This window comes from Nostoc sp., from assembly GCF_036917435.1.
Classification (GTDB): domain Bacteria; phylum Cyanobacteriota; class Cyanobacteriia; order Cyanobacteriales; family Nostocaceae; genus Nostoc.
On the sequence record NZ_JBALDM010000058.1, the window covers coordinates 114,000 to 138,471 of the forward strand.

Below are 24,472 nucleotides of genomic sequence, written 5' to 3' on the forward strand. Positions count from 1 at the left end.
CTTAGGGCGATCTTGCACATACATGATCGTCTAGGCTAACACTCTTGGGAACAAGGTAGACTGAGCAAAGAAGGCAACTATTTGGATTTGATCGTGACTAATCGCCTTGCTGAAGCTAAGAGCCTCTATCTCCGCAAACACGCCGAAAACCCCATTGATTGGTGGCCTTGGTGTGACGAAGCACTTGCAACTGCAAGAGCGCAAAATAAACCGATTTTTCTCTCCATTGGCTACTCTAGTTGCCATTGGTGTACTGTGATGGAAGGCGAAGCTTTTTCTGATATTGCGATCGCCCACTTCATGAATACCAATTATCTTCCCATCAAAGTAGACAGGGAAGAAAGACCTGACCTCGATAGCATCTATATGCAGGCTTTGCAGATGATGAGCGGTCAAGGAGGTTGGCCTTTAAATATTTTTCTTTCCCCTGAAGATTTAGTGCCGTTTTATGCGGGGACTTATTTCCCTGTAGACCCGCGCTATGGTCGTCCGGGATTTTTACAGGTTTTGCAAGCGCTTCGCCGTTATTACGATACAGAAAAAGTAGAATTACAGCAACGCAAAGCCTTAATTGTTGAGTCTCTGCTCACATCTGCGGTGTTGCAAGACGGTATAACAACTGAGCTTGAAGACCGGGAATTACTCCGCCAAGGTTGGGAAACCAGCACAGGTGTAATTACTCCTAGTCAATCTGGTAATAGATTTCCGATGATCCCCTATGCAGAATTAGCGCTGCGGGGAACTCGATTTAATTTTGAATCTCGCTATGATGGCAAACAAGTTTGTAATCAGCGAGGACTAGATTTAGCACTGGGTGGGATTTATGACCATGTAGCTGGTGGTTTTCATCGCTATACTGTTGACCCGACTTGGACAGTACCGCATTTTGAAAAGATGCTCTACGACAATGGACAAATTGTGGAGTATCTAGCTAATTTATGGAGTGCAGGAATACAAGAACCAGCATTTGAAAGAGCGATCGCTGGTACTGTACAATGGCTAAAGCGGGAAATGACCGCACCGGAAGGTTACTTCTATGCTTCTCAAGATGCCGATAGCTTTACCCAACCCACGGCTGTAGAACCAGAAGAAGGAGCTTTTTATGTTTGGAGTTACAGCGAAGTACAACAACTATTAACGCCTGAAGAATTAAGGGAATTACAAGAAGAATTTACTTTTACCCCTAACGGTAACTTTGAAGGACGTAACGTTTTACAAAGAAGGAATTCCGATCAACTGAGTGGAACGCTAGAAACGGCACTGAGTAAGTTATTTATTGTTCGCTATGGCGTTAATTCTGAGTCACTAGAAACTTTTCCCCCAGCCAGTAATAACCAAGAAGCAAAAACCACTAATTGGCCTGGTCGTATTCCTTCGGTGACAGATACGAAGATGATTGTCGCCTGGAATAGCTTGATGATTTCTGGGCTAGCTAAGGCTGCCGGCGTTTTCCAAGAACCATCATATCTGGAATTAGCAGCACGAGCGGCGAATTTTATCCTAGAAAATCAGTTTGTAAATGGGCGTTTTCAGCGACTCAACTATCAAGGCGAACCAACTGTTTTAGCTCAATCTGAAGATTACGCTTTGTTTATTAAAGCTTTGCTAGATTTACACGCTTCCAACCCTGAGCATAAGCAATGGCTAGAAAATGCGATCGCTATCCAAGATGAATTTAACGAATTTCTTTGGAGTGTGGAATTAGGTGGCTATAATAACACATCAAGCGATTCTAGTCAATATTTAATTGTCAGAGAGCGGAGTTACACCGATAATGCGACACCTTCAGCGAATGGAATTGCGATCGCTAATCTTGTCCGTCTGGCTATACTCACCGATAATCTAGATTATTTGGATTTAGCTGAACTTGGTTTGAAAGCCTTTAAAAGTGTGATGCATCGCGCTCCCCAAGCTTGTCCTAGCTTATTTACAGCCTTGGATTGGTATCGGAATTCTACCTTGATTCGCAGCACAACTGAGCAAATAAACTCGCTGATCCCCAAGTTTTTACCAGCGTCTGTGTTTGCCGTAACATCTGATTTACCAGAGGGAAGCGTTGGGTTAGTTTGCCAAGGTTTGAAGTGTCTTGCACCAGCCGAAAGTGTAGAGCATTTATTACAGCAGGTGGACAAAAGTCAGGTGAGGGCGTGAAATAGTTTTATTTGTCCAATTAGGATGTTACTGACCCAGTACAGTGATGAGCCTAAACAGACCAAGGATTAACGATTACAACTCCTGTTCCAACAAAATCTTTTTCGTTACGGGTGACAAGTGATAAAGAGTTATGGATTGCAATCGCTGCAATCAGAGAATCCATCACAGGTAGAGGTCGCCCATTCTGTTCTAGTTGCCCGATTAAATTTCCCCACAACACCATTGTTGAGACATCTATACTTAAAATTCTTTGTTGAAAGCGATTGGGTAGGGTTTCATTCAGCCAAGTTGTTAGAGATTCTTTCCGCTTAGATGCAGTAATTTTGCTGATGCCTTTAGCGATTTCGCCAATTGTGATGACGCTGAGGTAAAGTTTTTCTGGAACTTGGGCATCTAACCAATCTAAAACTTGTTGATTTGGTTGTTTGGCAACAAGTTCGGAAATCAAGCAGGTATCAAGGAGGTAATTCATGGGGTGAAGGCATCACGGGGGAGGCTGCGATCTCGACTAAGGTCAAGTTCTTCGGTGAGTTCAGCTAGGGGGGATTGACGGAAAAAATCTGAGAGTTTGCTTGGTTGATCTGGTTGGGTGTTGTGTGTGGTTAGGCTTTGGGCAAGGAGTTGAATGATGTACAGTTTATCGTTGGGGGAAAGCTGAAGGAGTTGTTGTTCGAGTTCTTGGATAGCCATGATGGGGTTTAAGTGGAGAATAAATTTATTTTACTTTCAGCATTTGGGGTTAATTTAGTTTGACTCGTTTTTTACCCTCTATTTTTTTTGACGAATGACTATTAACTCATGTAGCAAATTAACCGCCATTGTTTTAGCTGGCGGTAAAAGTTCTCGTATGGGTCAAGATAAAGCCTTGATTCCCATTGAAGGAATACCTTTGTTACAGCGAGTTTGTGCGATCGCTCAAAGCTGTGCTGATACAGTTTATATAATCACTCCCTGGCCAGAACGCTATCAAGATTTGCTTTTGTCTGGTTGCCAATTTATCCGAGAAGTACCTTTATCTGGAGAATCTTTAGCCCAGGGGCCTTTAGTTGGTTTTGCTCAAGCACTAGCGGAAGTGCAAACAGATTGGGTGCTTTTGCTAGCTTGCGATTTGCCGAGATTGCGGGTTGAAGTGTTGCAAGATTGGGTAACTAAACTTGATGGTGTGGGGGATAATGCGATCGCAGCTTTAGCCGATAATCCAAAAGGCTGGGAACCTCTGTGTGGTTTTTATCGCCGTCGCTGTTTGCCCCAACTTTTAGAGTTTATCAACCAAGGGGGGCGATCGTTTCAGCAATGGCTGCGGCAATATCCGGTAGAAGTTTTGCCTTTAGCAGAACCCGAAATGTTATTTAACTGTAATACACCAGCAGACTTAGTAAAACAAAATTTCATTAGTTCTTAGCGAATTCTCCGAGTGCCTCTGCGCTTCCCTCCGCACCCCTTTGCGTTTAAAATTCCCCCCTCTACTCATTACCGAATGCGACAAAATTTGCGATCGTTATCATTCTCAGGATATTGCCAAGAATAGGCAAAATGGCTAACTCCCTTCAGTTGGGGCGCAAATTGTCGGAGTGCTTGCATTTGCACTTCTAGGGATGGACGATTACTAACCGATTCTCCCCATTTGCCGGCTAAAGCTGGAATCACTTTAGTACCCGGTTTTGTCATACTCAAAACCCGTTGCACTTGCGCCACAATACAACTGACATTACCGCAATTTCCATAAGACATGGGATGCCACTCTAATGTCGTGGGAAAACGATCCCAAGGTTGCAAACGGGAATCATATCCTTGTCCTACAGTTTGGTTGCCATCAGGGAAAAACACTACTCCCGTGGAAACACCTTGCTGCTTGGCTGGGTAACTGGCCATGTTGACAAAATCTAGAATTCCTTGCATGGCGTGAGCAACTGCTAGCTGCCACAATTCCCATTGTAAAAGTGGTTGTCTGTCGGTTGCAGACAGAATTGATTTTTGCGCTGTTGGCGGAATGCGCCCTTGCCAAAGAGGTTCCCCTTCCTGGGGATAAAGTTTATCAATTTGGGCGATATCTCCGCCGGTGACATATCCCTTGCTCAAATAGCGGCGAATTAAGTCCAGCCCTTTATAATTCAGTGCCCGTTTAAATAAAGCTTCTTGAGTTGCGGGACTAAATAGCCATAAATCTGAAACTTTTGTGGCGATGGAATCACTTCCGGCTTGCCGGGGATAGCGCACGTAATCTAATAGCAAACCATCTGGACGACGGCGCAAAACTTCTTTTACTAATTGGTAGTAGTCGCTTTTTGCTTGGGAGTTGTAGGGATCGATAAATACTTGAGAGCCGTTATCTACAACATATAGGCTGGTTTGACCTTTACCATTGCGAGCGATCGCACTTTCTCTATCTGGACGCTGGGCATAAGTATAGCCGAAATTGTTAGTAAACATCCAAGCGTAGACCTTCAAACCGCGTTGCCGACCTTTTTGAATTGCTGTAGCGAGTATATCGATGTTTTCTGTCCCTGGAGTGCGAATTATAGAAGGCCAAACCGTCGGGTTAGCTTTTGCTGGCAATAATACCTGTCCGTCGTAAAATACTTCCAAATAAACTTGGTTATAGCCACGGTTGACAATCCGATCCATAATCTGGTCGATTATTCCTGGCCGAATGTCACAAGGATATAAACGCAACCAGAGAGCTTGAATTTGTGGCCACGTCCGAGTGCGGCACTCCTGTAAGTCTTGTGCCTGTTTTTTTAGTAAGTTTTGGTAGCGGGTTTGGGCATCTTGATTGCCTTTAAGGGCTGATAAACGTAAATTTTCTTTTTCTTGCACCACCGATGATGATAACTGACAATATTGGGTTGCTTGCGCCCTTGCTGGCTCGGTTCCAAAGTTGGGGAGCAACGAACTAGTAGTGAAAATAACAGCAAATAGATGCCGCCAAAATAATGTTGATCTTGCAACGTTCAAAGGATGGTTAGACATACCTACCAGTAGATGGACACAATAATCATCGACCCCAATTCAAATAATTGTGGGCAACGTGTATCGAATTATATAGTTAAGCTGTAATGGTTTTAAAACCTATTTTTTCAAGACTGCCAAAGCCCTGTTTGTGTTACCGCATTTTTTTATGAATACATAAACGTATTTAGGACAGTATAAAATGTCTCAATACAAAGGAAGTTTAGTCTACTATTAGATTCTATAGCGGTTCTCGGTTGAGTGAGATACACCCATAGGGGCACGGCACTGCCGTTCGCAATTAATGTTGTACTGCATCTGAATGGGAATCGCTATATATCTACTTTAGTTACTGAAAATCTGCCAAAGTCAGTAGTTTTTTGGAAACAAGAATAACTTGAATTTTAGCTCTTGTTATTAATCACATTGTTCCAATCTCTGGCAGCATTGATCCTGCTTGGTAATTTATAGCTATATTGCTAAAAGCTAATACGGTTCAGTTAAGGCTAAAACTTTTTGTTAAAGTCAGTTTTTTTAACAAACCACAGAGACGCAGAGTACACAGAGAGAAGATAAAAACCTTAACTGAACTGTATTGTGCTAAAAGCTACATTTGCGATTTTTGAAAGTGCTGCTGAGTATTTTTCGTATGCAATTTTTACCCCAGAAGGAATTTTAATATGCATCGTCGTTGGCTCTTATCTGCTTTAGCACTTTTGATGAGTATAGTTTTAGCTGCTTGCACGACTGCAACCACTCAACAGTCAGAAATAAAAGTCACAAACCCTACTGAGACGACAAACACAAGTTCTCAGCAATTATCAACAGGTTCAGCAAAAAGAGTTGTTGCTCTTTCTTCTCTTTCTGCGGATATTATCTCTCGACTCGATCCAACAAAAATTGTCGGAATTACTGGTAGTAAATTATTTAAAAATGACTCAAGATTCAAAGATATTCCCCGTGTTAGTGAAGGACAAAACCCACCAAATTTAGAAAAAGTGGTAGCACTCAAACCAGATTTAGTTATTGGTGCGGAAGGCTTTTCTAACATCCCAATTCAAAAACTTCAGCAGCTAGGAATTCCGACTTTATTAGCTAAGGTGAATAACTGGGAATCTCTAGAAGAACTTACTAAAACCCTTGGTAAAAAGATTGATGCCGATCCTCAGCCTTTGTTAAATCGTTATAAAACTTTCTTACCAGAAAAGCCAACTCAGGGTTTTTCTACTCTAGCGCTGGTTAGTCGTCAACCAATTTTATCGCCTAATAAAAATAGTTGGGCAGGGGATTTGCTGGCGAAATTCCAGGCGAAAAATATCGCGGCAGATTTACAAGGAAAAAGCCCAATTGGTGGCTATGTGACGCTTTCGGCTGAGAAGGTTTTAGAAGCAAACCCAGAGGTGATAATTTTGGTTAATCCCCCACAAGGTAATTCAGAAGCAGCACTTTTAGATTCGCTGAAAAAGGAAGCTTTTTGGAAGCAACTACAAGCAACTAAAAATAACCGAGTCTATGTGTTTGATTATTTTGGTTTGGTAAATCCAGGTAGTATAGATGCAATTGAAAAAGCTTGTCAGCAGCTTAAGCAAGTATTGTTTGCACCACAAGGTACTTAGCTTTTTTAAAATCGCAACGCTTCAGATCCCCGACTTCTTTAAGAAGTCGGGGATCTTGTTGTTCAATCTTTTGCAGAACTAATCGGTTTTTGTCCAAAGGGGATATTTTTTTTACCTTCAGGAGAAGCACCTCCAAGGCTGCGGAAATACAATCCTCCAACGGTTAGTAAGAACGTCACATATCCTACTGCTTGTACAAGATAGAGATTGTCTCTGTAACCAAATAAAGATTTGAGAATAATGCCAGGAAATTGTTCGTCAGGCAAGATTGTGGAAGTATTTGCAACCATTGGCCCCAAAATACAGGAGTGGATTTTTGTAAAACGTTCGTAATAGAAACACAGGTTTTCTGTGGCACGACTGCTAAGAGCAAGGTTTGCCACAGCTTCGTCAAAATGTTTCAAGCCTGAAACTACCAACCCAGCCACAATCAACACTAAGAAAACGCCCATTACCTGGAAAAACTGGCGGATGTTAATTTTCACACCCCATTTAAATAGCAGCACCCCAATGGCAGATGCTGCTACCAAACCACCAATTGCACCCAATGCTGGCATGAATCCCTGTTGAAAATTAGCAGCAACGAACAGAACAGTTTCAAAGCCTTCACGGACAACGGCAATTAAAATTAAAGTAAAAACACCCCAACCAGCATTTGAGTCTTGTGTCAGCGCTTCTGTTACTGCTCCTTCAACTGTGGCTTTCATGAATTTGGCTTGTTTAGTCATCCAGATTAGCATCCAACTGAGCATTGCGATCGCTAATACACTAAACACACCTTCTAAGGCTGGCTCAACTACAGTAGTGTATTGAGGATTCGCCGCTCCCAGTATTTGAATTACCCAACTGAATAGCACACCTATAAAGGCACTGACGACAATACCAACGCCGACACCCGCATATACCCAAGAGTTGAGTCGAGATTGTTTAGCTTTTTTCAGCAAAGCTAGCACAATACCAACAACTAGGGCAGCTTCCACTCCTTCCCGGAGTGTGATTACAAAAGTAGGTAGAGCAGTACTAAAATCCATCTTTTTTCCTTTGTCTTTTGTCTTTTGTCATTAGTCAGTTGTCCTTTGTCATTTGAATTTGTTTTTGACTAATGACTAATGACTAATGACTATTAGCTAAAATCGCGTAGCATCTTTTTCAGTTCGAGATTATGCATCTCTTCTTGCCCAATCATGCCACGAGCGAATTCTTCAAGATAAATACTAGCATTGGTGACAGTTTCGAGGAGGTTTTTATACAGTTCCAATGCCTTTTTTTCATGGGATAAGCTTTCTTCCAAGATATCTTTGACTTTATGCTGGTAAGTTTCTTCCATTGGGGCAATTTTCAGGGAGGGATGCCCATCTAAACCGGTAAGAATTTCTCCTACTTGTTCAGCATGAAGTAAAGACTCGCTTGCTTGTGCTTTGAAAAAAGCCACAATTGGAATGCGGTTAGGGCCAGTTACCATCAAAGAATAATGTGTATAACGCACTACTCCTGCTAGTTCAAATTCCATGATGGCGTTCAGCAAGTCAATAGTCTTTTTATAGTCAAGTTCTTGCATCATTTCTTAGTTAAAGTAACGAATGGAGTGTCAGAAGTTAGGAGGACGTAATTCCTAACGATTTCATCATTTTAAGCTCCTTAGCATGAGCTTTCCATTAAAACAAACTGTTATCGCTGTGCTTGGGTATTGGATTTGTCAACCACTTTTTGAGAGTTTTCCTCAATGGTTTTTACCAGCTTGGTAACATCATTAGTTGTTTTGACTGCTTTAGCTGGTGGGATGGCGGAGGGCCAAACTTTTATGAGTTCAGCGAAACTAGCATCGATCGCTTTGTGCGCTTCGGGATCTGCTTGAGCTACTTGACTAGAAATTCCTTTGTATAAATCATTGGCGTAAAAGACAAAACCACGGGAGTCTTGATACTCAATTGGGGCGGTTATTTTACCATCTGCGATCGCAGCGCCATATTCGGAGTTAGCTGAATCTAGCAGTTCGTTAATTACCTGTAACACAAATCCCGGTTTTGAGCGTTGAGCTTCTGGCAAAGCTGCGATCGCTCCGTCAACTGCTTGCACTGAAGAAGTAAAATTAGTTTTAACTTTGCTATCCTTCGGATTAGATTTTACTAAATCTTGCAAACTCACTAATGTTGTCTTAAATTCTTTGACTTTGCGCTCATTTAATTGTTCTTCTACATCAACATAAATTTCCTCAACTGGATGTCCAATATGAGGTTCTGCTTGTTTTGGCTGATTCTGATCTAGTAGTTCTCGTGCTACTAAAAGATGCCCTTTCATTAAGCCCAACTTGCTCATGTAGTCAACATCTTTTGCTTCACCAGTAAGTGCCACTTCTTGAACACCAACCTGGTCTTTAATTTGGTCGAACTGTTCTTGAGTAATGACTTTTTTAGTAACTAAATCTTCTGGTTTCCCATAAGGACGACCTGCTTGGATTTTGTTAGATAAAGCTGGAACACCTAGTTTACCTTCAAACTTATCTAATTCTGACAAAATAGCACTATTAATGTTAATTTTTTCTTTGCTACCATGACCACTATGACTGTTACTACTTACTGCTTCTGTAGTTGGAGTGCTAGCAACTGGTGCTGATGGATTTTCTGCGGTTGGTGTACTGGTACACGAACTCAAGGTAACTATTAAGGCTGCTGCTACTGTTAAACAGACATAGCGAAGTTTTATCATTTTTCTTTCTCACACAACTAAAAAAGTATTAATTGAAACATTTCAAACTATTACTAGAAAGTAGTTTGTTTGACAGAATGTCATAGATATTTACTGTTGCATATAATGACATTTTTTATCAACTAATTTTCTAAACCTTAATAAATTAATTACGAATTATTAATAATATTGTCAGGAATGTTTGACAGAATTTTGAGAGTTAATCTGGGCAAGTACTTCAAATTGACCCATGCAACCGTTTTCTGCGATCGCATCTTGATGGGGATGGAACATATACTTACCTGGGTAGCGAAAAGCAAATTCTAAGATGTGTCTTTCGGCTACACCCATCGTAATCACATCTGCTTTCTCACTAGGAGTCATACTCATGCCATAGCGATAGACATCAAAGAAGTTAGCGTGGAGATGAAACGTCACTGCCGGATCGTATTCAATGATGTTGAGGACATAGAGCCGAATCAACTGATCTTTGTAAATAGGAATGGGATTATGCATGTAATAGTGAGGCAAACCATTGAAGGCATAATAATCGTTATGACTATCATCATTCACGTCATACCCGCCCATTACTAGTACAATCTCATCAGCCGGAGGACGGGGAGTAGGTGGATCGATGATAAACATCCCATATAGTCCCTTAGCGATGTGACGGGTGACTGGTTCAATATGGCAGTGGTACAGGTGTACACCATAAGGTTCAGCATCAAATTCATAAATTGTGGCACTGCCATTACTGATTGGGCGAACACCATCCATTTCCGCCGGATGAACCCCATGAAAATGTAACGAGTGAGAATGTCCCGCATTGTTGAGAAATAGTACCCGAATGCGATCGCCTTGTTTTGCCCGTAGTGTTGGCCCTGGTATGCGACCATTTAAGTCCCAGATGTTGTAAGAAACAGCGCTATTGAGCTTTATGATGGAAGTACCCGCAGTTAGCTGAAATTCGCGGATAGTCCGCCCATTTTCTTGCTTTACCGTTCCATAATCAAAATCCCTTAACATCTTCATTGGGTTAGTAACATCATCTGGCGCTGACCTATCGAATGGTGGCACTTTGACGATGGACTTACTTTGTAGATTTAGCATCTGCCAAAGTCCAGCTGCACCAGTCACTCCAGCACCTGCTAGTCCCAGCTGCAATAATTGACGGCGGCTCCAAGGCTTTCCGTTACTTAGAGCGAAGTTGTTGGGCATGACATTTTGTTACGGTTAGCGCCAAAAAAGAATTGCAAAAGATTTGCAATTGCTTTTAAATATTAGAGGAATTAGTAATTATTGTCAATAATCTAATAGGGCTTCAAAACTACTATTTGAGTTGTTAAATTTAGAGCAAAGGAAAATTCACTCCTTGAAAATGGCTAAATTTATCAATATTAATTTAAGTGATTTATACACTGGCATCTGTATAAATAATCTTCAGAATCAAGCTAACTCTTTCCTGCTGATTGCTTTAGGGACTTCCAACAAATAAATTACCCAATCTTGTGGGGTGGGCAACATGAGCGCCTTTGTATATGGGCGCTCATGTTGCCCACCCCACAAGAAAGTAGTTGAGTATTTTTTTATTTGGAACTCCCTTAGTACTACTTAGATAGATGTACAATAAACCTCGTCTACCTTGAGAACTCTCTGCGGTTCATTTATTTTTACAAATGATTTAGGACTGCTATAATTCGATCTTTATGATAAACAGAGAATTAGTACTTGCAAAACATTTACCTCCTACAAAATATTTTCCTCCTAGTTGGTTACGATTTTTAATCGTAACCTTGTTAATATTAGGGATATTTTTTCGCTTCGCCTATCTGGATCGAAAAGTGTACTGGCACGATGAAGCTTATACCTCATTACGAATTTCTGGTTACACTAAAACAGAATTTGTTCAAAAAGTGTTTAATGGGCGCGTGTTTGCGGTTGGAGATATACAAGAATATCAACAGCCTAATTCTGAAAAAAGTTTAATCAATACAATCAATTCTTTGGCGGTGGAAGATGCTCAACATCCTCCACTTTATTACGTGATTGTTAGATTATGGATGCAATTTTTTGGCAATTCAGTAGCGACTACGAGAAGCTTGTCAGCCATAATTAGCCTGCTAGCCTTTCCTGGCATTTATTGGTTGTGCTTAGAATTATTTCAGTCATCTATAACGGCATGGATAAGCGTAGCTCTTCTAACAATTTCACCTTTCCATCTACTGTACGCCCAAGAAGCAAGGGAGTTCGGTTTGTGGGTGGTTACTACTTTGCTAGCGAGTATTGCACTACTGCGAGCAATAAGGCTTGGTAGCAAAAAGCTTTGGGGGATTTATGCAGTAACAGTTGCAGTAGGATTGTACACCTTTTTGTTTTCTGGGTTACTAGCGATCGCCTACGGTATTTATGTATTTGCCATTGAACGCTTTCGATTCACCAAAACCGTTAAAGCTTATCTAATAGCAACCAGTGCCGGATTTTTAGCTTTCGTTCCTTGGATTTTAACTGTTATTAATAGCCTGTCTGAAATTGAACGCACAACAGCTAGCGCTCAAACCAGAGAATCTGTATCATTTTTGGTTTCTGGTTGGATTGCTAATATTAGCTATTTATTTGGTGATTTTTGGCGTTACGAACCATTTTTTCCAGATTTGAATTTGCCAATTTTGCGCTGGGGTCGATTTTTAATTCCCTTAATACTAATCTTGGTACTATATTCATTCTTCTTTCTTTATCGTCAAGCAGAAAGACGAGTTTGGTTATTTGTTTTTACCTTAAGTGGGGTAACAGCTTTAGCTCTCATCTTGCCTGATTTGATTATTGGAGGTAAGCTTAGTCTCCGAGCTAGATATGTCATTCCGTGTTATGTAGGTATCCAGCTAGCTGTTGCTTACTTGCTGGCAAGTCAAATTATTTCTTCTAAGTTAATCGCCCAGAAATTTTGGCAATTAGTAATGGTACTAGTAATTTCCAGTGGAGTTATATCTTGTACCGTCAGTTCTCAAGCTGAGACATGGTGGAATAAAGGCAGCCATAAAAACCCTGAAATAGCTCGTATCATCAATAAATCTAATAACCCACTATTAATTAGTAGTAATTATTCCTTAAATATTGGCGATATAATGTCTCTGATTCATCTGCTCGATTACAAAGTACAGATGCAATTGGTAACTGAACCAAGCATACCAAATATTCCTGATAGTTTCAGTAATTTATTTTTGTATAATCCTTCTAAGAAATTTCGCTCTGAGCTTGAGAAGAAATACAAACTGGTCGATGTTTTTCAGTATGGTAGATTGTGGCGGTTAGAACAGAAAAGCAGATAAAGTTTGGATTCTCTATAACTTGGTATATTTATTATAGCGATTACCAGTTACGTGAGGTACAAATAATATTTTGAAACGCAAAGGGACGCAAAGTAAAGCGCAGAGGTACGCAGAGATTTGTACCTCAGCAGACTAGGAAACGCTATAAGTAAAATTTGATTATTTTCCAGATCATAAAATTAAAATTTACTCAGAAAAAAGAAAGTAATGCTGACAAAAATTGCTGTTGAAAAAATTCTTGAACGCGCCTTGATGGGATACGACTTATCTCCCGAAGAAGGAGTGGTGTTGTTACAACAAACTGAGCCAGAGGCGATCGCAGCAATCCGTACTACATCCGACACACTCCGCCACACTCAAGCAGGCGATACGGTTACATACATAATTAATCGGAATATTAACTTTACCAATATTTGTGAGCAGCACTGTAGTTTTTGTGCCTTCCGTCGAGATGATGGTGATGTCGGTGCATACTGGTTAGATTCGGCGCAAATTTTAGAAAAAGCGACAGATGCAGTGCAACGGGGGGCGACGGAAATCTGTATGCAGGGTGGGTTAAATCCACAAGCGCAGATAAATGGTAAATCTTTACCCTATTACCTCAAGGTAGTGGAAACCATCAAACAGGAATTTCCGCAGATACATCTCCACGCTTTCTCACCCCAGGAAGTGGAATTTATCGCCAGACTTGATGGACTTGAGTATGCTGATGTGATTATTGCTTTGCGCGATGCTGGTGTTGCCTCAATGCCGGGAACAGCAGCAGAAGTATTAGACGATGAAGTAAGGCGGATATTGTGTCCAGAGAAGATTAATACAGCCACTTGGCTAGAAATTGTCAGCACCGCTCATAAATTAGGTTTATATACCACCAGCACCATGTTATCTGGGCATATTGAAACCCACGAACAGCAAATCGGACATTTAGAAAAATTGCGATCGCTCCAAAAAACTGCCATCAATCAGGGATATCCCGCAAAGATCACAGAGTTTATTTTATTACCCTTCGTAGGTCAAGAAGCCCCCAAACCCTTACGTCGCCGTGTTGGACGCGATCAGCCAGTTTTAAGCGATGCGCTGCTGCTAGGCGCTGTGGCGCGGATTTACTTGGGTAATTGGATTCCCAACCATCAGCAGAGTTGGGTAAAACTGGGGCTTGCAGGTGCAACCGAAGCCTTAGTTTGGGGTTGCAACGATATCGGCGGTACATTGATGGAGGAGCATATTACCACAATGGCAGGTGCTTTGGGTGGTACATGCATGGAAGTGGAAACTTTGCAAACTGCGATCGCTTCTTTAGGACGACCTTACCAACAACGTGATACTCTTTATCAAAAAGTTGAGATTTAAGAATTTCCCTTTCAAGCTGGATAAAAATTCCTCTTCCCTCTGTGTTCTCTGCGCCTCTGCGGTTCAATAAATTACTTTTTAACCGCAGAGACACAGAGAGAGCAGAGAGCAAAAAAGAGTTAGTCTTCAACGCTTAACTTAGAGGTAGAGCATAATGAGAATTTTGATAGTTGAAGATGACGATCGCATTGCCAAGCCATTAGCCGAGTTTTTAAGACGACAACACCATATTGTAGATATAACAACCGATGGCTTGGCAGCTTGGGAATGGTCGCAATCAGCATTATATGAGCTAATTTTATTAGATTTAATGCTTCCTAAATTAGATGGAATTACTCTATGTAAGCGTTTACGCGCAACTTCATCTAATGTTCTAATTTTAATGTTGACGGCACGAGATACAACAGACGATAAAATTATCGGACTCGATGCTGGTGCTGATGATTACTTAGTTAAACCATTTGAATTAAAAGAGTTAGCAGCACGCATCAGGGCTTTAGCTAGAAGAACTCCAGAGATTCGTCCCCAGATTTTAATCCACGGTGATTTACAACTAGATCCAGCAACTCAACAAGTTACTTATGCCGAAAATATCATATCATTAACTCCCAAAGAATATATGATATTAGAATATTTTTTGAAACACCAAAATCAAATTGTCACTCGTTCGGTGATTCTTGATAAATTGTGGGACTTTGATAAATTTTCGGGGGAAGGAAGTATTAAAACTCATATTACAAATTTGCGGAATAAACTTAGAGCATCTGGAAGTTCAGAAGACCTGATTGAAAATATCTATGGCATAGGTTATCGTCTAGGAAAAAAGTAGAATAATTTCATATAAATAACAGAAACAATGTGTTTCAAAAAATCAGATATCGTTTATTGTTGTCTTACTTAGGAGTGTTCGCATCGCTTTTGGGAATATTTGCGATCGCAGTCCGATTTGTTTTCACTCGCAGCCTAACTGAACAAATCACAGATAAACTCACAGCCATAGGGAAAGCTGCGGCTACAAATGTAGAATTTGAAAAAGGTCGCCTAACGATTGAAAGTGACTTTCGTCCCCAAGATTTACTTGCTTCTCATCAAGCATTACAGTGGTTTGATCCTCAAGGAAATTTGATTATGCAACAAGGAAAAACTGTTTTAACCTTACCTTTTTTACCAAACAAAATAGTACAAATTCAGACGGGTAAAGTTCCTATCCAAGTAGTGACTGTACCAATTATTGCTAGCGATAATGGTGAGCTAGTTGGGTATGTAAGGGTAAGTCAATCTTTGGAAGAATTTAATGAAACCCTTGAAAAACTCGACTGGGGATTAGGCGGTGGCATTATTATAACTTTGGTTCTGAGTAGTATTGGCGGAATTTTACTAACTCGTCAAGCAATGCAACCTATTGAAGAAAGTTTTGAAAAGCTTAAACAATTTACTGCTGATGCTTCCCATGAACTACGTAGTCCGTTAATGGCGATCAAAATTAATGCTGAGTTACCGCTACAATATCCAGAAGAAATAGGGCCAAAAGATGCAGAGAAGTTTCAGGCGATCGCCAACGCTACTAACCAAATGACTCGCCTCACAGAAGACTTATTGATGCTAGCCCGCACTGATAAAGTTTCAAATCAGAATAGGGATACTCTCAATTTAACGTCAATATTAGAGAATCTAATCCAACTGTATAAACCTCAAGCCGAAGCTAAACAAATTAACTTGAAAATTCAATTAATTGCTAATCTTCAGCTAATAGGTGATTCAATTCAATTAACGCGACTGTTTACTAATTTAGTTGAAAATGCACTCCATTACACACCATCAGGGGGCGTAGTTGAAATTAAAAGCAGTCGTGTCGGTTCCCAGCTTTATGTCAATCTACAAGACACAGGTGTCGGAATTGCACCAGAGTATATCGACAAGGTTTTTGAGCGTTTTTGGCGAGCAGATCAGTCTCGTTCTTATTGGTCAGGTGGTTCTGGCTTAGGGCTAGCGATCGCTCAAGCTATTGCCCAAAATCACGGCGGATTGATTAGTGTTACGAGTCAATTAGGAGTTGGTAGTTGTTTTACTGTGCGTTTACCAACTCCATAAACTCAATTACCTACTTATTTATCATCATTAGTTTCTTTAACTTGAATACTACTCTTGGGACGATTAGCTTCATTTTTTTCATCTTGTTGATTAGTATTCTCAGCATAGAGAACTTTGCCATTGCCAGCATCAACCTTAATATCTTGCTGACCAATTTCTACCGAATAAACTAAGTTGCCATCTTCGTTTTCGAGTTTAATACTTTTCGCTTTAGCTCCCACAGATGCTTCAACAGTTTGCTGTGCTTGTTGTGCTGTAATTTTAGCTAGCGGTTGCAGTTTTGTTGCTTCTTGCTGTTCTTCTGCATCGTCATTTTTTTCACCGTCGCCATCACTAGCTTCAGCAACTTGGATAGCACTATGATGCTGACGTGCAATTGCTACGAAAGATTGCGGTTGTTTTGCAAATACCACTCTGGACAATCCAGCGAATCCCAAAGTACCAACAAAAGCTGCTGTCAAAATGAGTTTTGTTGAAGTTCTCATCCTTGAAAAATCCCTTGAATTCTAGGTTTGTATTTTCACAGTAAGTAATAAAAGTCAAGAAGTAGTCAAGAATGCTTTGAATTAAATATCAAATATTGAAATATTTTAGCTATTTTTAGCATCTATATTCTGAGAAAATTCCCTTTTAAATCAAATCTTGACTATTTCTTGACTTTTGCTGTGTAAAGTACAATCACTCAGTAATTTATGACAACACAGCTAACTTTAATAATTATGAAAAATAAATGAATAAAGTTGCAAAAGTCACGATTTTCTTCTGGATCATGAAGATCATCGCTACAACACTCGGCGAAACAGCCGGTGACTTCATCTCAATGTCTCTTGGACTAGGGTATTACGTAGCCTTTGCCATAACCTTCGCTATTCTGGCTATTCTCCTGTTTTTTCAAATTCAATCCGATAGATATATTCCCGTCCTTTACTGGACGGCCATCATCGCTACAACCACAGCCGGAACCGAAGTTTCAGACCTGATGGATCGATCTCTTGGGCTTGGCTATGCACTGGGGTCGCTTATCCTGGTAGCCTGTTTATTGAGCGTTCTTAGCATCTGGTACTATCGCGATCGCAATCTGAGCGTTTATCCGATTGTGAGGAAAGATGCAGAGACTACCTACTGGCTGGCTGTGGTGTTCTCCAACAGTTTGGGAACAGCCTTTGGTGACTTTCTCACAAGCAACTTAGGACTAAGCTATATTCAGGGCGCATTGGTGACAGCTAGCGTCATTGGTGTTGTCATCGCCCTTCACTACGTCACAAAGTTAAGCGATATTCTGCTATTCTGGCTTGCATTCATCTTCACACGTCCCTTCGGAGCCACCTTCGGAGATTTTCTGACCAAACCAGTCAAAAATGGCGGTTTATCACTGCCAAGGGAATATGCTTCTGCGATCGCCTTTATCCTGCTGGCGGTTGTCCTATTCTTTTCTGTGCGAAATGAAAAAAAAGTGCGTCGTCCAATTGAGTGATACGTTTTAAGTATGCTCCGACAAATTTCTAATTTCTGGTTGCGTCACATACACCCTCGTTTGGCTGCTTTAATTGCCACAATTGGTATTGTTGGACTTGCTAGTTGTCTGGTGATACTTTTTGTTTTAGCAAAAATAGCTGAAGAAGTTTTAGAACGAGAAGCTTTTGCATTTGATACTAATTTTTTGTTATGGCTACATCAGTTTGCCAATCCCAGCCTAGATAATTTCATGTTGTTCATTACCAATCTTGGTAATCCTAGTACAGTGGTCATCGTTGTCAGCGTTAATCTAATATTACTTTGGTGGCAACGTTATCGAGAAGAAGCAAAATTTTTCATCCTTGCTTGTTTAGGAGGATTCATTTTAAATACAGGGTTAAAGTTATTTTTTTCTAAACCTCGCCCTGAACTATGGCATCGCTTGATTTCTGAAAAATCTTTTAGTTTTCCTAGCGGACATGCACTAGGTTCTATGGTGCTTTATGGTTTTATTGCTTACGAATTGGCAACTCACTATCCTCGTTTTGCCACATTTATTTACAGTTTGACAGTTATTTTAATTGCTGTTATTGGTATTAGCCGCCTATATTTAGGAGTCCATTGGCCCACAGATATAATTGCAGGTTATGGAGTCGGCTTTTTATGGCTGATGATATGTATTACAATGCTCAAATTGCAGAAATTAAGGCAGGAAAACTTAGTTAATTAAATCCTCTCAACCTCTAATCCCATAACTCTAAGTACAACATTCCATTAATTCGTAGCGAAATTCTCTGCGTGCCTCTGCGCTTACCTCCGCGCTCCTTTGCGTTTAAAATCTAAACCTAATTGATCCCCAAGTTACCAATCCAAGATACGATAGACGTTGATTTACGTATTCTTCTACTTAATGCATATGAAGCGCTATTGGTCGCGTTTGCTTGCGCTGGTTTTGGTTCTATCTATCGGCTTAATGGGCTGTTCTGGCAGTCCAGATAGCTTAACTGGGGATTATCGCCAAGACACCTTAGATGTGGTCAATGTGATGAAACAAGCTCTGAATCTATCACAAGATTCAGCAGACAAAACAACAGTTCAAGCAGAAGCGCGTCAGAAAATTAATGACTTTTCGGCTCGTTATCAGCGAGTTAACTCTGTTTCTAGTCTTGGCTCCTTTACAACCATGCGAACAGCCCTCAATTCCCTGGCTGGACACTACAGTTCTTACCCAAATCGTCCCGTACCCGAAAAACTTAAAAATCGTTTAGAGAAGGAATTACAGCAAGTTGAAGCAGCGCTAAAGCGTGGCGGTTAACTCTAAAACTAAGCAAAAAAACCTCTAATTTGCATAACAAAATTAAACACAATTCTTGTGGGGTGGGCATCTTGCCCGCCGATTTCATCCAATCTAAATGTAGAACAGCTTATTGCCTACTGCATCATCAAGAGTCAATACTTAATGACTCTTGATTACTTCGTATCCATCCAATTTTCACCAACACGCGCCTCCACCAGCAACGGCACACTCAACTGGACTGCGTTTTCCATCACCGACTTAATCTGCGGTTGTAATTCTTCCCACTCATTAGGGGGAATTTCAAACACTAATTCATCGTGAACTTGCAACAACAAACGCGCCTGATAGTTCTTCAAAACCTCATGCAGTCTTACCATTGCAATTTTGATAATATCAGCATTAGAGCCTTGAATTGGTGCATTAGCAGCCGAACGTAATAAACCCGCATCATAAGGGCCCAAATTCTTCAATTTACCCAAATCAATATCTTCTGGATTACTGCCTTTTAATCTACGTAAGCTGTTATTAGTAAAGTCAAAATAACGACGACGACCGAGAATAGTTTCTACATAACCAAGAGCGATCGCTTCTTTTTTTACTTGCTCTAAATATGCAAAAACTTTCGGATATCTTTCATTAAACCGTTTAATGAACTCGTTGGCAATGTTCTTATCTATCCCAGTTGAGCGCGAAAATCTAAGAGAACCCATGCCATAAATCACGCCAAAATTGATAGTTTTTGCCATCCCTCGTTCTTCTGAGGTGATATTTTCTTTTTCAAATACTAACCGCGCAGTCACAGTGTGAACATCTTCATTTTGCTGATATGCTTGCACTAATATCGGCTCTTGACTCAAATGAGCCAAAATCCGCAATTCAATTTGTGAGTAATCAGCAGCCACCATTAACCAACCAGCTTCTGGCAAAAACGCCTTCCGAATTTGGCGACTAAAAGCTGTACCAACTGGAATGTTTTGTAAATTCGGATTAGAAGAAGATAAACGTCCAGTATCTGTAACAGTCTGATTAAAATCTGTATGCACCCGTTGCGTATCTGGGCGTACTAGTTTCGGTATTGCTTTAACGTATGTAGAATAAAGCTTGTGTAAAGTGCGGTACTCTAAAAGCGCATCAACAAAAGGGTGATCTCCTTGTAAATTTTCTAGCGTCGCCGCGTCAGTGGAATAAAAACCCGTAGGAGTTTTACGAGACTTTTTACGGTCTAAATTTAGCTTGTTAAACAGTAATTCACTTAACTGCTTAGGTGAGTTCAAGTTGAAGGCTTCACCAGGAACAGCGGCATACGCTTTTTGTTCGATTCCTGCCAAATCTTTTTCTAGCTGTTCTGAAAGTTTTTCAAGATAAGGAACGTCAATGCGGACACCTGTATATTCCATTTCTGCTAAAACTGCTTCTACAGGCTGTTCCACTTCCACGAATAGCTTGTACAAAGTTGGAATTTTCTCCAGTTTTTCTCGCAGTTTTACTACTAAGCCAAATGTAGAATAAGCATCCATACCGCAGTAATCGGCGACAGAGGGAATATCTATATCAGCGATAGTTTTGCCTTTAGGAACTAATTCTAAATAACTTTTCGCCGTCAATCCCAAGTGTTGCTGCGCCAAGTCAGCTAAATTATGTTTAGCATCTGGCTTTAGAAGATAACTAGCTAGCATCGGATCAAACACTACTCTCGCCAAATTAATCCCTTGACACCTTAGAACTAAGCGGTCAAATTTGGCATTCTGTAAAGCTTTGGGATAATCAGCACTTTCGAGAATTGGGCGTAATGCTTCTAGCACCAAATCTTTATGCAAATTTTCCCCAGTTTTATGCCCCACAGGAATATAGGCTACTTCATCAGGTTGCATTCCCCAGCAGCAACCAATTCCTACTAACTCAGCATCTCTCGGTTCTAAAGAGGTAGTTTCAGTATCCCAAGCAACGGGAGTCTCTGGGTTAGTGAATGTTTGCAAAAGTTTCACTAACTCAGTTAGTTTCGCTTCGTTGTTGATGATAAGTGGTGTAATGGGAGAAATAGATTTTTGTGCAACTGCTGCTGTATCACTGGCACTGAAAAACCACAATTCATTATCTTCATCATCCCTCAATTCTGAGTTAGGATTAATTGCGTCTGTTTTAGCTTCTGGCTTTTCGTCAACTTTGCCACCAAAACGTTGCTGTAGGTCGTTGATTCTACCTAAAAAAGACTTGAATTCTAATTTTTCTAAAATGGGGGATAAGACGCTTATATCAAACCCTTTTAATTTGCAATCTTCTAAATTAATTTCTATAGGAACATCTAAAACTATGGTTGCCAAATAACGAGACTTATCGGCATCTTCTTTACCCGTGGCTAGTTTTTTCTGAGTTGCGCCTTTAATTTCATCTAACGCAGCATAAATATTCTCAAGGGAACCATAAGTATTTAGCAGTTGTACTGCCGTCTTTTCTCCAATTCCCTTAACCCCAGGAATATTATCTGATTTATCACCACAAAGAGCTTTGAAATCGATAATTTGTGAAGGCAAAACGCCCATCTTCTCTTTGACTTGTTCTGCTTCAAATTCCGTAATGCTATTTGTAGAGCGTTTTATGGCATCTGGACTAAAATTCAGAACAGTGATTTCTTTGTCAGAGTCGATCAGTTGAAATAAATCGCGATCGCCTGTAAGAATCTTCACCCTATACCCAGCAGCAGTTACTCGCTGTGCTAAGGTTCCCAAAACATCATCTGCCTCGAAACCGGGGGCAGTAAAAATCGGTAGATTGAAGCCATTTAGCAACTCATGTAGGTTTGCTAAATCAGGAATGAAGTCTTCCGGCGTTTCTTTGCGATCGGCTTTGTAAGTCTCGTCAGCTTCGTGGCGAAAAGTGGCCTCACCCAAATCAAAAGCGATCGCCATTGCTTGGGGCTGTTGTGTTGCCATTACCTCCAGCAAGCACTTCACAAAACCAAAACATATACTCGTGGGAATCCCTGCTTTAGTACGCAGTCCTCCATCTCGCCCTTTGGCAAAAGCAAAGTATGAACGATAAGCCAGGGAGTGCCCATCTACAAGGATGAACGTAGGGCGTGTTGCAGTTACAGAAGTGAAAGTTTCAGACATAGCCCTATTTTAGCCAGAAGCTTTGTCACATAGTTAGCAATTTTTAGATGCTAGTTCAGCTTGGCTTTGGCGAAAATAGCCCAACTTTTGCATATCAATTAACTTTGCGTATAATTTTAGACATATATTTGTCTACCATTTGCGGTCTTAGCACGGAAGCCTAGTAGAACCAATTTTGGCAGCAATACCGCCCTAATTAAGTACGTGAGTATGAACATAGTAACCAGACAGTAACTATATACTCTATATTCTGGTGAGAAGTCAGAGAGCTATCTCCTGAGCGGTTTATGTTTAATTACGTTCACCTAGCTTACTTCTCAAAACTAGCTTAGTATTTCAACATGAGACTGCCACTATTAAAGCCTCTTTTCCTTACCAAAACTTTATATGTAGCAATCAACAAGTGTACTTGCTGACAGGAATCGAATATAAAAACTTTACATAAGGTTACGTGTATTTATCAGGACTACAAGCAAAGTTTCAGAGTTAGAACTAACTTAGTAGTCTCCTGTAATGATTCGTTTTAGAAAAGTATCTTCACATCATGACAACAAAACTATTGAACACTCTAGCTGCTGCTACAACGTTGGCAGGAATTGTTGCAACATCTGGAGCAGCTAATGCAGCTTCTCTCTCTTACAGCAGTTTTAGTAATTACGATTTGACAGATATCATTGATTCACCTTTGAGCGTCCAAAAATTTGACTCATCTCTAGGCACACTCCAAGGTGTAACGATAGGATTTACTGGCGATATACTTGGAAATGCAGGTTTTGAAAACACAGGTAAAAGCGTGAATCCGGTGACAGTAACGCTTGCCAGTGAGATCAGCTTACAACTAAATAATCAGTCTCTGTTTGCGCTCAATCCAAAAGATACCTTCAGTTACCAAGTTGCTAAATTTGACGGCAACATTGATTTTAGTGGCACCTCTGGAAAAACTCTTTCTAACTTAACTGCCACACAATCTGGTACTCAATCTTTCACTGATACCCAATTTTTGCAGTCTTTTATTGGTAATGACAACATAGACTTTTTGTTCTCAGCTTTAGCCACCTCACAAGTTAAGGGACCGGGCAACATAGCATCCTATGTTCAAACACTTGCTAAAGCAGGTATCACAGTAACTTACGATTACGATGAGGTTAAATCAGTACCTGAACCCTCTGCCACACTTGGAGTTGCTTTAATTGCTGGGCTTTGTCTGTTGTCACAAGGCAAAAAAAGCTGGCTCAAGGTATCAAAATCATAGACTTTTTTGAAAAGGTGGGTTTTTCCCATTTTATTTATCGGTTAAGCTGTCTAATTTAAATCAAAAACCCCAATTTTTTCGAGAATCGGGGTTTTTTGTTGCGATTACTATCCAAAATTTTGAACAATTTAAAAAAATACTATAGCAATCTAAAATTGTATGATTTACCATTCTCATGTTATGAAAATTGGGTTTTCTAGTCAACCCAATTTTTGCTAATACTCCCCACTGGTCGCTAGAGCCTGTTAACCTCTAACTGGAACTTAAAATCTAGGAAATCATGCAGAAAGCATCTGCCACACCATCTACTGATCATCAGACTGCTACAAAAGACATTAAACTACTAGTTTTGGATATAGACGGCACGATCGCAGGAGAATCTAATACTATTAGCGCAGGTGTAAAGCAAGCTATTGTTGCAGTCCAAGCACGAGGCATTCCAGTGGCGATCGCTACAGGTAGAATGTACCGTTCAGCCTTGCGCTTTCACCAGGAAATTGGCTCTACTTTACCATTAATGGCTTATCAAGGAGCCTGGATTCAAGATCCAAACACCCAAAAAATTCATCGCCATTGGGCTGTTCCCAGAGAAATCGCCCACCAGCTACTCGACTATTTTGAACAGCCTGAGTTGCGATCGCTCTTATCTGTCCACTTCTACATCAACGATCAGCTATATATCCGTGAGTTAACCAGAGAAACCCAAATTTATGCAGAACGTTCTGGTATTATCCCGATTCCCGTTGGTGATTTGCGCGAAACCTTAACAAATGAACCGACAAAAATTCTCGCTTTGTCTGATGACATAGATGTAATCGACAAACTATTGGGGAATTTGCGTCGCCAATACACACCTGCTGAACTTTATCTCACAACATCTGTTGCTACCTTCTTTGAAGCAACTAACGCCTCTGTGAACAAGGGAACTGCTGTACGTTACCTAGCCGAAGAATTGTTGGGATTACAGATAGCCAACGTTATGGCAATTGGTGATAACTTCAACGATCTAGAAATGCTGGAGTCTGTTGGACTTGGTGTAGCTATGGGCAACGCACCAGCCGGAGTACAAGCGATCGCGCGGTGGGTAGCTCCTAGTGTAGAGGAAGATGGAGCAGCAGTAGCAATTGAAAAGTTTTTGCTGTAACGAGGGCGCTCTTTCAAACCTAAACCATATAAATCAGAAAGGA

General features: G+C 40.6%; 21 protein-coding genes. 12 read left to right on the forward strand and 9 right to left on the reverse strand.

The window, feature by feature from the left end; genetic code table 11:
* Window positions 1-93 precede the first annotated feature (93 nt).
* Window positions 94-2,151, forward strand: coding sequence for a thioredoxin domain-containing protein (locus tag V7K98_RS27940; protein WP_335027928.1), 2,058 nt, complete (start codon window positions 94-96; stop codon window positions 2,149-2,151).
* Window positions 2,152-2,203: 52 nt separating this feature from the next.
* Here V7K98_RS27940 and V7K98_RS27945 read toward each other — a convergent pair whose 3' ends face one another.
* Both V7K98_RS27945 and V7K98_RS27950 read right to left on the reverse strand, forming a co-directional pair.
* On the reverse strand, window positions 2,204-2,626 hold the full coding sequence (locus V7K98_RS27945) for a type II toxin-antitoxin system VapC family toxin (RefSeq protein WP_335027930.1): 423 nt from the start codon (window positions 2,624-2,626) through the stop codon (window positions 2,204-2,206).
* Window positions 2,623-2,844 carry a hypothetical protein gene (locus tag V7K98_RS27950; RefSeq protein ID WP_104901588.1) on the reverse strand — a complete coding sequence of 74 codons (222 nt, stop codon included), beginning with the start codon at window positions 2,842-2,844 and terminating at the stop codon, window positions 2,623-2,625. The genes V7K98_RS27945 and V7K98_RS27950 overlap by 4 nt, the downstream gene beginning before the upstream one ends.
* Window positions 2,845-2,938: 94 nt before the next feature.
* On the opposite strand from V7K98_RS27950, the gene V7K98_RS27955 reads away from it, so the two are divergent.
* A complete protein-coding gene (locus tag V7K98_RS27955; RefSeq protein ID WP_335027932.1) occupies window positions 2,939-3,556 on the forward strand; it encodes a molybdenum cofactor guanylyltransferase in 618 nt (205 codons plus the stop codon).
* 68 nt (window positions 3,557-3,624) lie between these two features.
* On the opposite strand, the gene V7K98_RS27960 is transcribed toward V7K98_RS27955, so the two are convergent.
* Window positions 3,625-5,124, reverse strand: coding sequence for a family 10 glycosylhydrolase (locus V7K98_RS27960; RefSeq protein ID WP_335027934.1), 1,500 nt, complete (start codon window positions 5,122-5,124; stop codon window positions 3,625-3,627).
* Between the two features lie 659 nt (window positions 5,125-5,783).
* Between V7K98_RS27960 and V7K98_RS27965 the strand changes: the two genes are divergently transcribed.
* Window positions 5,784-6,719 carry an ABC transporter substrate-binding protein gene (locus tag V7K98_RS27965; RefSeq protein WP_335027936.1) on the forward strand — a complete coding sequence of 312 codons (936 nt, stop codon included), beginning with the start codon at window positions 5,784-5,786 and terminating at the stop codon, window positions 6,717-6,719.
* A 62-nt stretch (window positions 6,720-6,781) separates the two neighbouring features.
* Here the strand turns inward: V7K98_RS27965 and V7K98_RS27970 are convergent, their stop codons facing one another.
* The 4 genes from V7K98_RS27970 to V7K98_RS27985 all read right to left on the reverse strand — a co-directional run bounded on the left by V7K98_RS27970 (window position 6,782) and on the right by V7K98_RS27985 (window position 10,622).
* Window positions 6,782-7,750, reverse strand: coding sequence for an FTR1 family iron permease (locus tag V7K98_RS27970; protein WP_335027938.1), 969 nt, complete (start codon window positions 7,748-7,750; stop codon window positions 6,782-6,784).
* A 92-nt stretch (window positions 7,751-7,842) separates the two neighbouring features.
* Window positions 7,843-8,277, reverse strand: a complete 435-nt coding sequence (locus V7K98_RS27975; protein ID WP_292841925.1) for a ferritin-like domain-containing protein — start codon at window positions 8,275-8,277, stop codon at window positions 7,843-7,845.
* A 110-nt stretch (window positions 8,278-8,387) separates the two neighbouring features.
* The gene (locus V7K98_RS27980; protein ID WP_335027940.1) at window positions 8,388-9,425 is read right to left on the reverse strand and encodes a helix-hairpin-helix domain-containing protein; all 1,038 of its coding nucleotides are present in this window, start codon (window positions 9,423-9,425) and stop codon (window positions 8,388-8,390) included.
* Window positions 9,426-9,596: 171 nt separating this feature from the next.
* Window positions 9,597-10,622 carry a multicopper oxidase domain-containing protein gene (locus tag V7K98_RS27985; RefSeq protein ID WP_335027942.1) on the reverse strand — a complete coding sequence of 342 codons (1,026 nt, stop codon included), beginning with the start codon at window positions 10,620-10,622 and terminating at the stop codon, window positions 9,597-9,599.
* A gap of 623 nt (window positions 10,623-11,245) precedes the next feature.
* On the opposite strand from V7K98_RS27985, the gene V7K98_RS27990 reads away from it, so the two are divergent.
* The 4 genes from V7K98_RS27990 (at window position 11,246) to V7K98_RS28005 (ending at window position 16,171) form a co-directional block, all read left to right on the forward strand.
* Window positions 11,246-12,730 (forward strand): glycosyltransferase family 39 protein, encoded by a 1,485-nt coding sequence (locus V7K98_RS27990; RefSeq protein ID WP_335027944.1) that lies wholly within the window; start codon window positions 11,246-11,248, stop codon window positions 12,728-12,730.
* A 207-nt stretch (window positions 12,731-12,937) separates the two neighbouring features.
* On the forward strand, window positions 12,938-14,080 hold the full coding sequence (gene cofH, locus V7K98_RS27995; protein WP_335027946.1) for a 7,8-didemethyl-8-hydroxy-5-deazariboflavin synthase subunit CofH: 1,143 nt from the start codon (window positions 12,938-12,940) through the stop codon (window positions 14,078-14,080).
* 154 nt (window positions 14,081-14,234) lie between these two features.
* A complete protein-coding gene (locus tag V7K98_RS28000; RefSeq protein WP_335027948.1) occupies window positions 14,235-14,909 on the forward strand; it encodes a response regulator transcription factor in 675 nt (224 codons plus the stop codon).
* Between the two features lie 29 nt (window positions 14,910-14,938).
* Window positions 14,939-16,171 carry a sensor histidine kinase gene (locus tag V7K98_RS28005; protein WP_335027949.1) on the forward strand — a complete coding sequence of 411 codons (1,233 nt, stop codon included), beginning with the start codon at window positions 14,939-14,941 and terminating at the stop codon, window positions 16,169-16,171.
* Window positions 16,172-16,185: 14 nt separating this feature from the next.
* On the opposite strand, the gene V7K98_RS28010 is transcribed toward V7K98_RS28005, so the two are convergent.
* Entirely contained in the window at window positions 16,186-16,656 is a 471-nt protein-coding gene (locus tag V7K98_RS28010) for a PepSY domain-containing protein (RefSeq protein ID WP_335027951.1), read from the reverse strand.
* 284 nt (window positions 16,657-16,940) lie between these two features.
* Between V7K98_RS28010 and V7K98_RS28015 the strand changes: the two genes are divergently transcribed.
* From V7K98_RS28015 to psb27, 3 genes are all read left to right on the forward strand, one after another.
* Window positions 16,941-17,645 carry a COG4705 family protein gene (locus V7K98_RS28015; protein WP_335028190.1) on the forward strand — a complete coding sequence of 235 codons (705 nt, stop codon included), beginning with the start codon at window positions 16,941-16,943 and terminating at the stop codon, window positions 17,643-17,645.
* 12 nt (window positions 17,646-17,657) lie between these two features.
* Complete coding sequence (locus tag V7K98_RS28020; protein ID WP_335027953.1) at window positions 17,658-18,356, forward strand: phosphatase PAP2 family protein; 699 nt, start codon at window positions 17,658-17,660, stop codon at window positions 18,354-18,356.
* A 180-nt stretch (window positions 18,357-18,536) separates the two neighbouring features.
* On the forward strand, window positions 18,537-18,941 hold the full coding sequence (gene psb27 / locus V7K98_RS28025; protein WP_335027955.1) for a photosystem II protein Psb27: 405 nt from the start codon (window positions 18,537-18,539) through the stop codon (window positions 18,939-18,941).
* Between the two features lie 155 nt (window positions 18,942-19,096).
* On the opposite strand, the gene polA is transcribed toward psb27, so the two are convergent.
* Window positions 19,097-22,033: a DNA polymerase I gene (gene polA, locus V7K98_RS28030; protein WP_335027957.1), complete on the reverse strand. Its 2,937-nt coding sequence runs from the start codon at window positions 22,031-22,033 to the stop codon at window positions 19,097-19,099.
* 544 nt (window positions 22,034-22,577) lie between these two features.
* Between polA and V7K98_RS28035 the strand changes: the two genes are divergently transcribed.
* Both V7K98_RS28035 and V7K98_RS28040 read left to right on the forward strand, forming a co-directional pair.
* On the forward strand, window positions 22,578-23,285 hold the full coding sequence (locus V7K98_RS28035; protein WP_335027959.1) for a choice-of-anchor E domain-containing protein: 708 nt from the start codon (window positions 22,578-22,580) through the stop codon (window positions 23,283-23,285).
* 280 nt (window positions 23,286-23,565) lie between these two features.
* Window positions 23,566-24,429: a Cof-type HAD-IIB family hydrolase gene (locus V7K98_RS28040; protein ID WP_335027961.1), complete on the forward strand. Its 864-nt coding sequence runs from the start codon at window positions 23,566-23,568 to the stop codon at window positions 24,427-24,429.
* The last annotated feature ends 43 nt before the right edge of the window (window positions 24,430-24,472 follow it).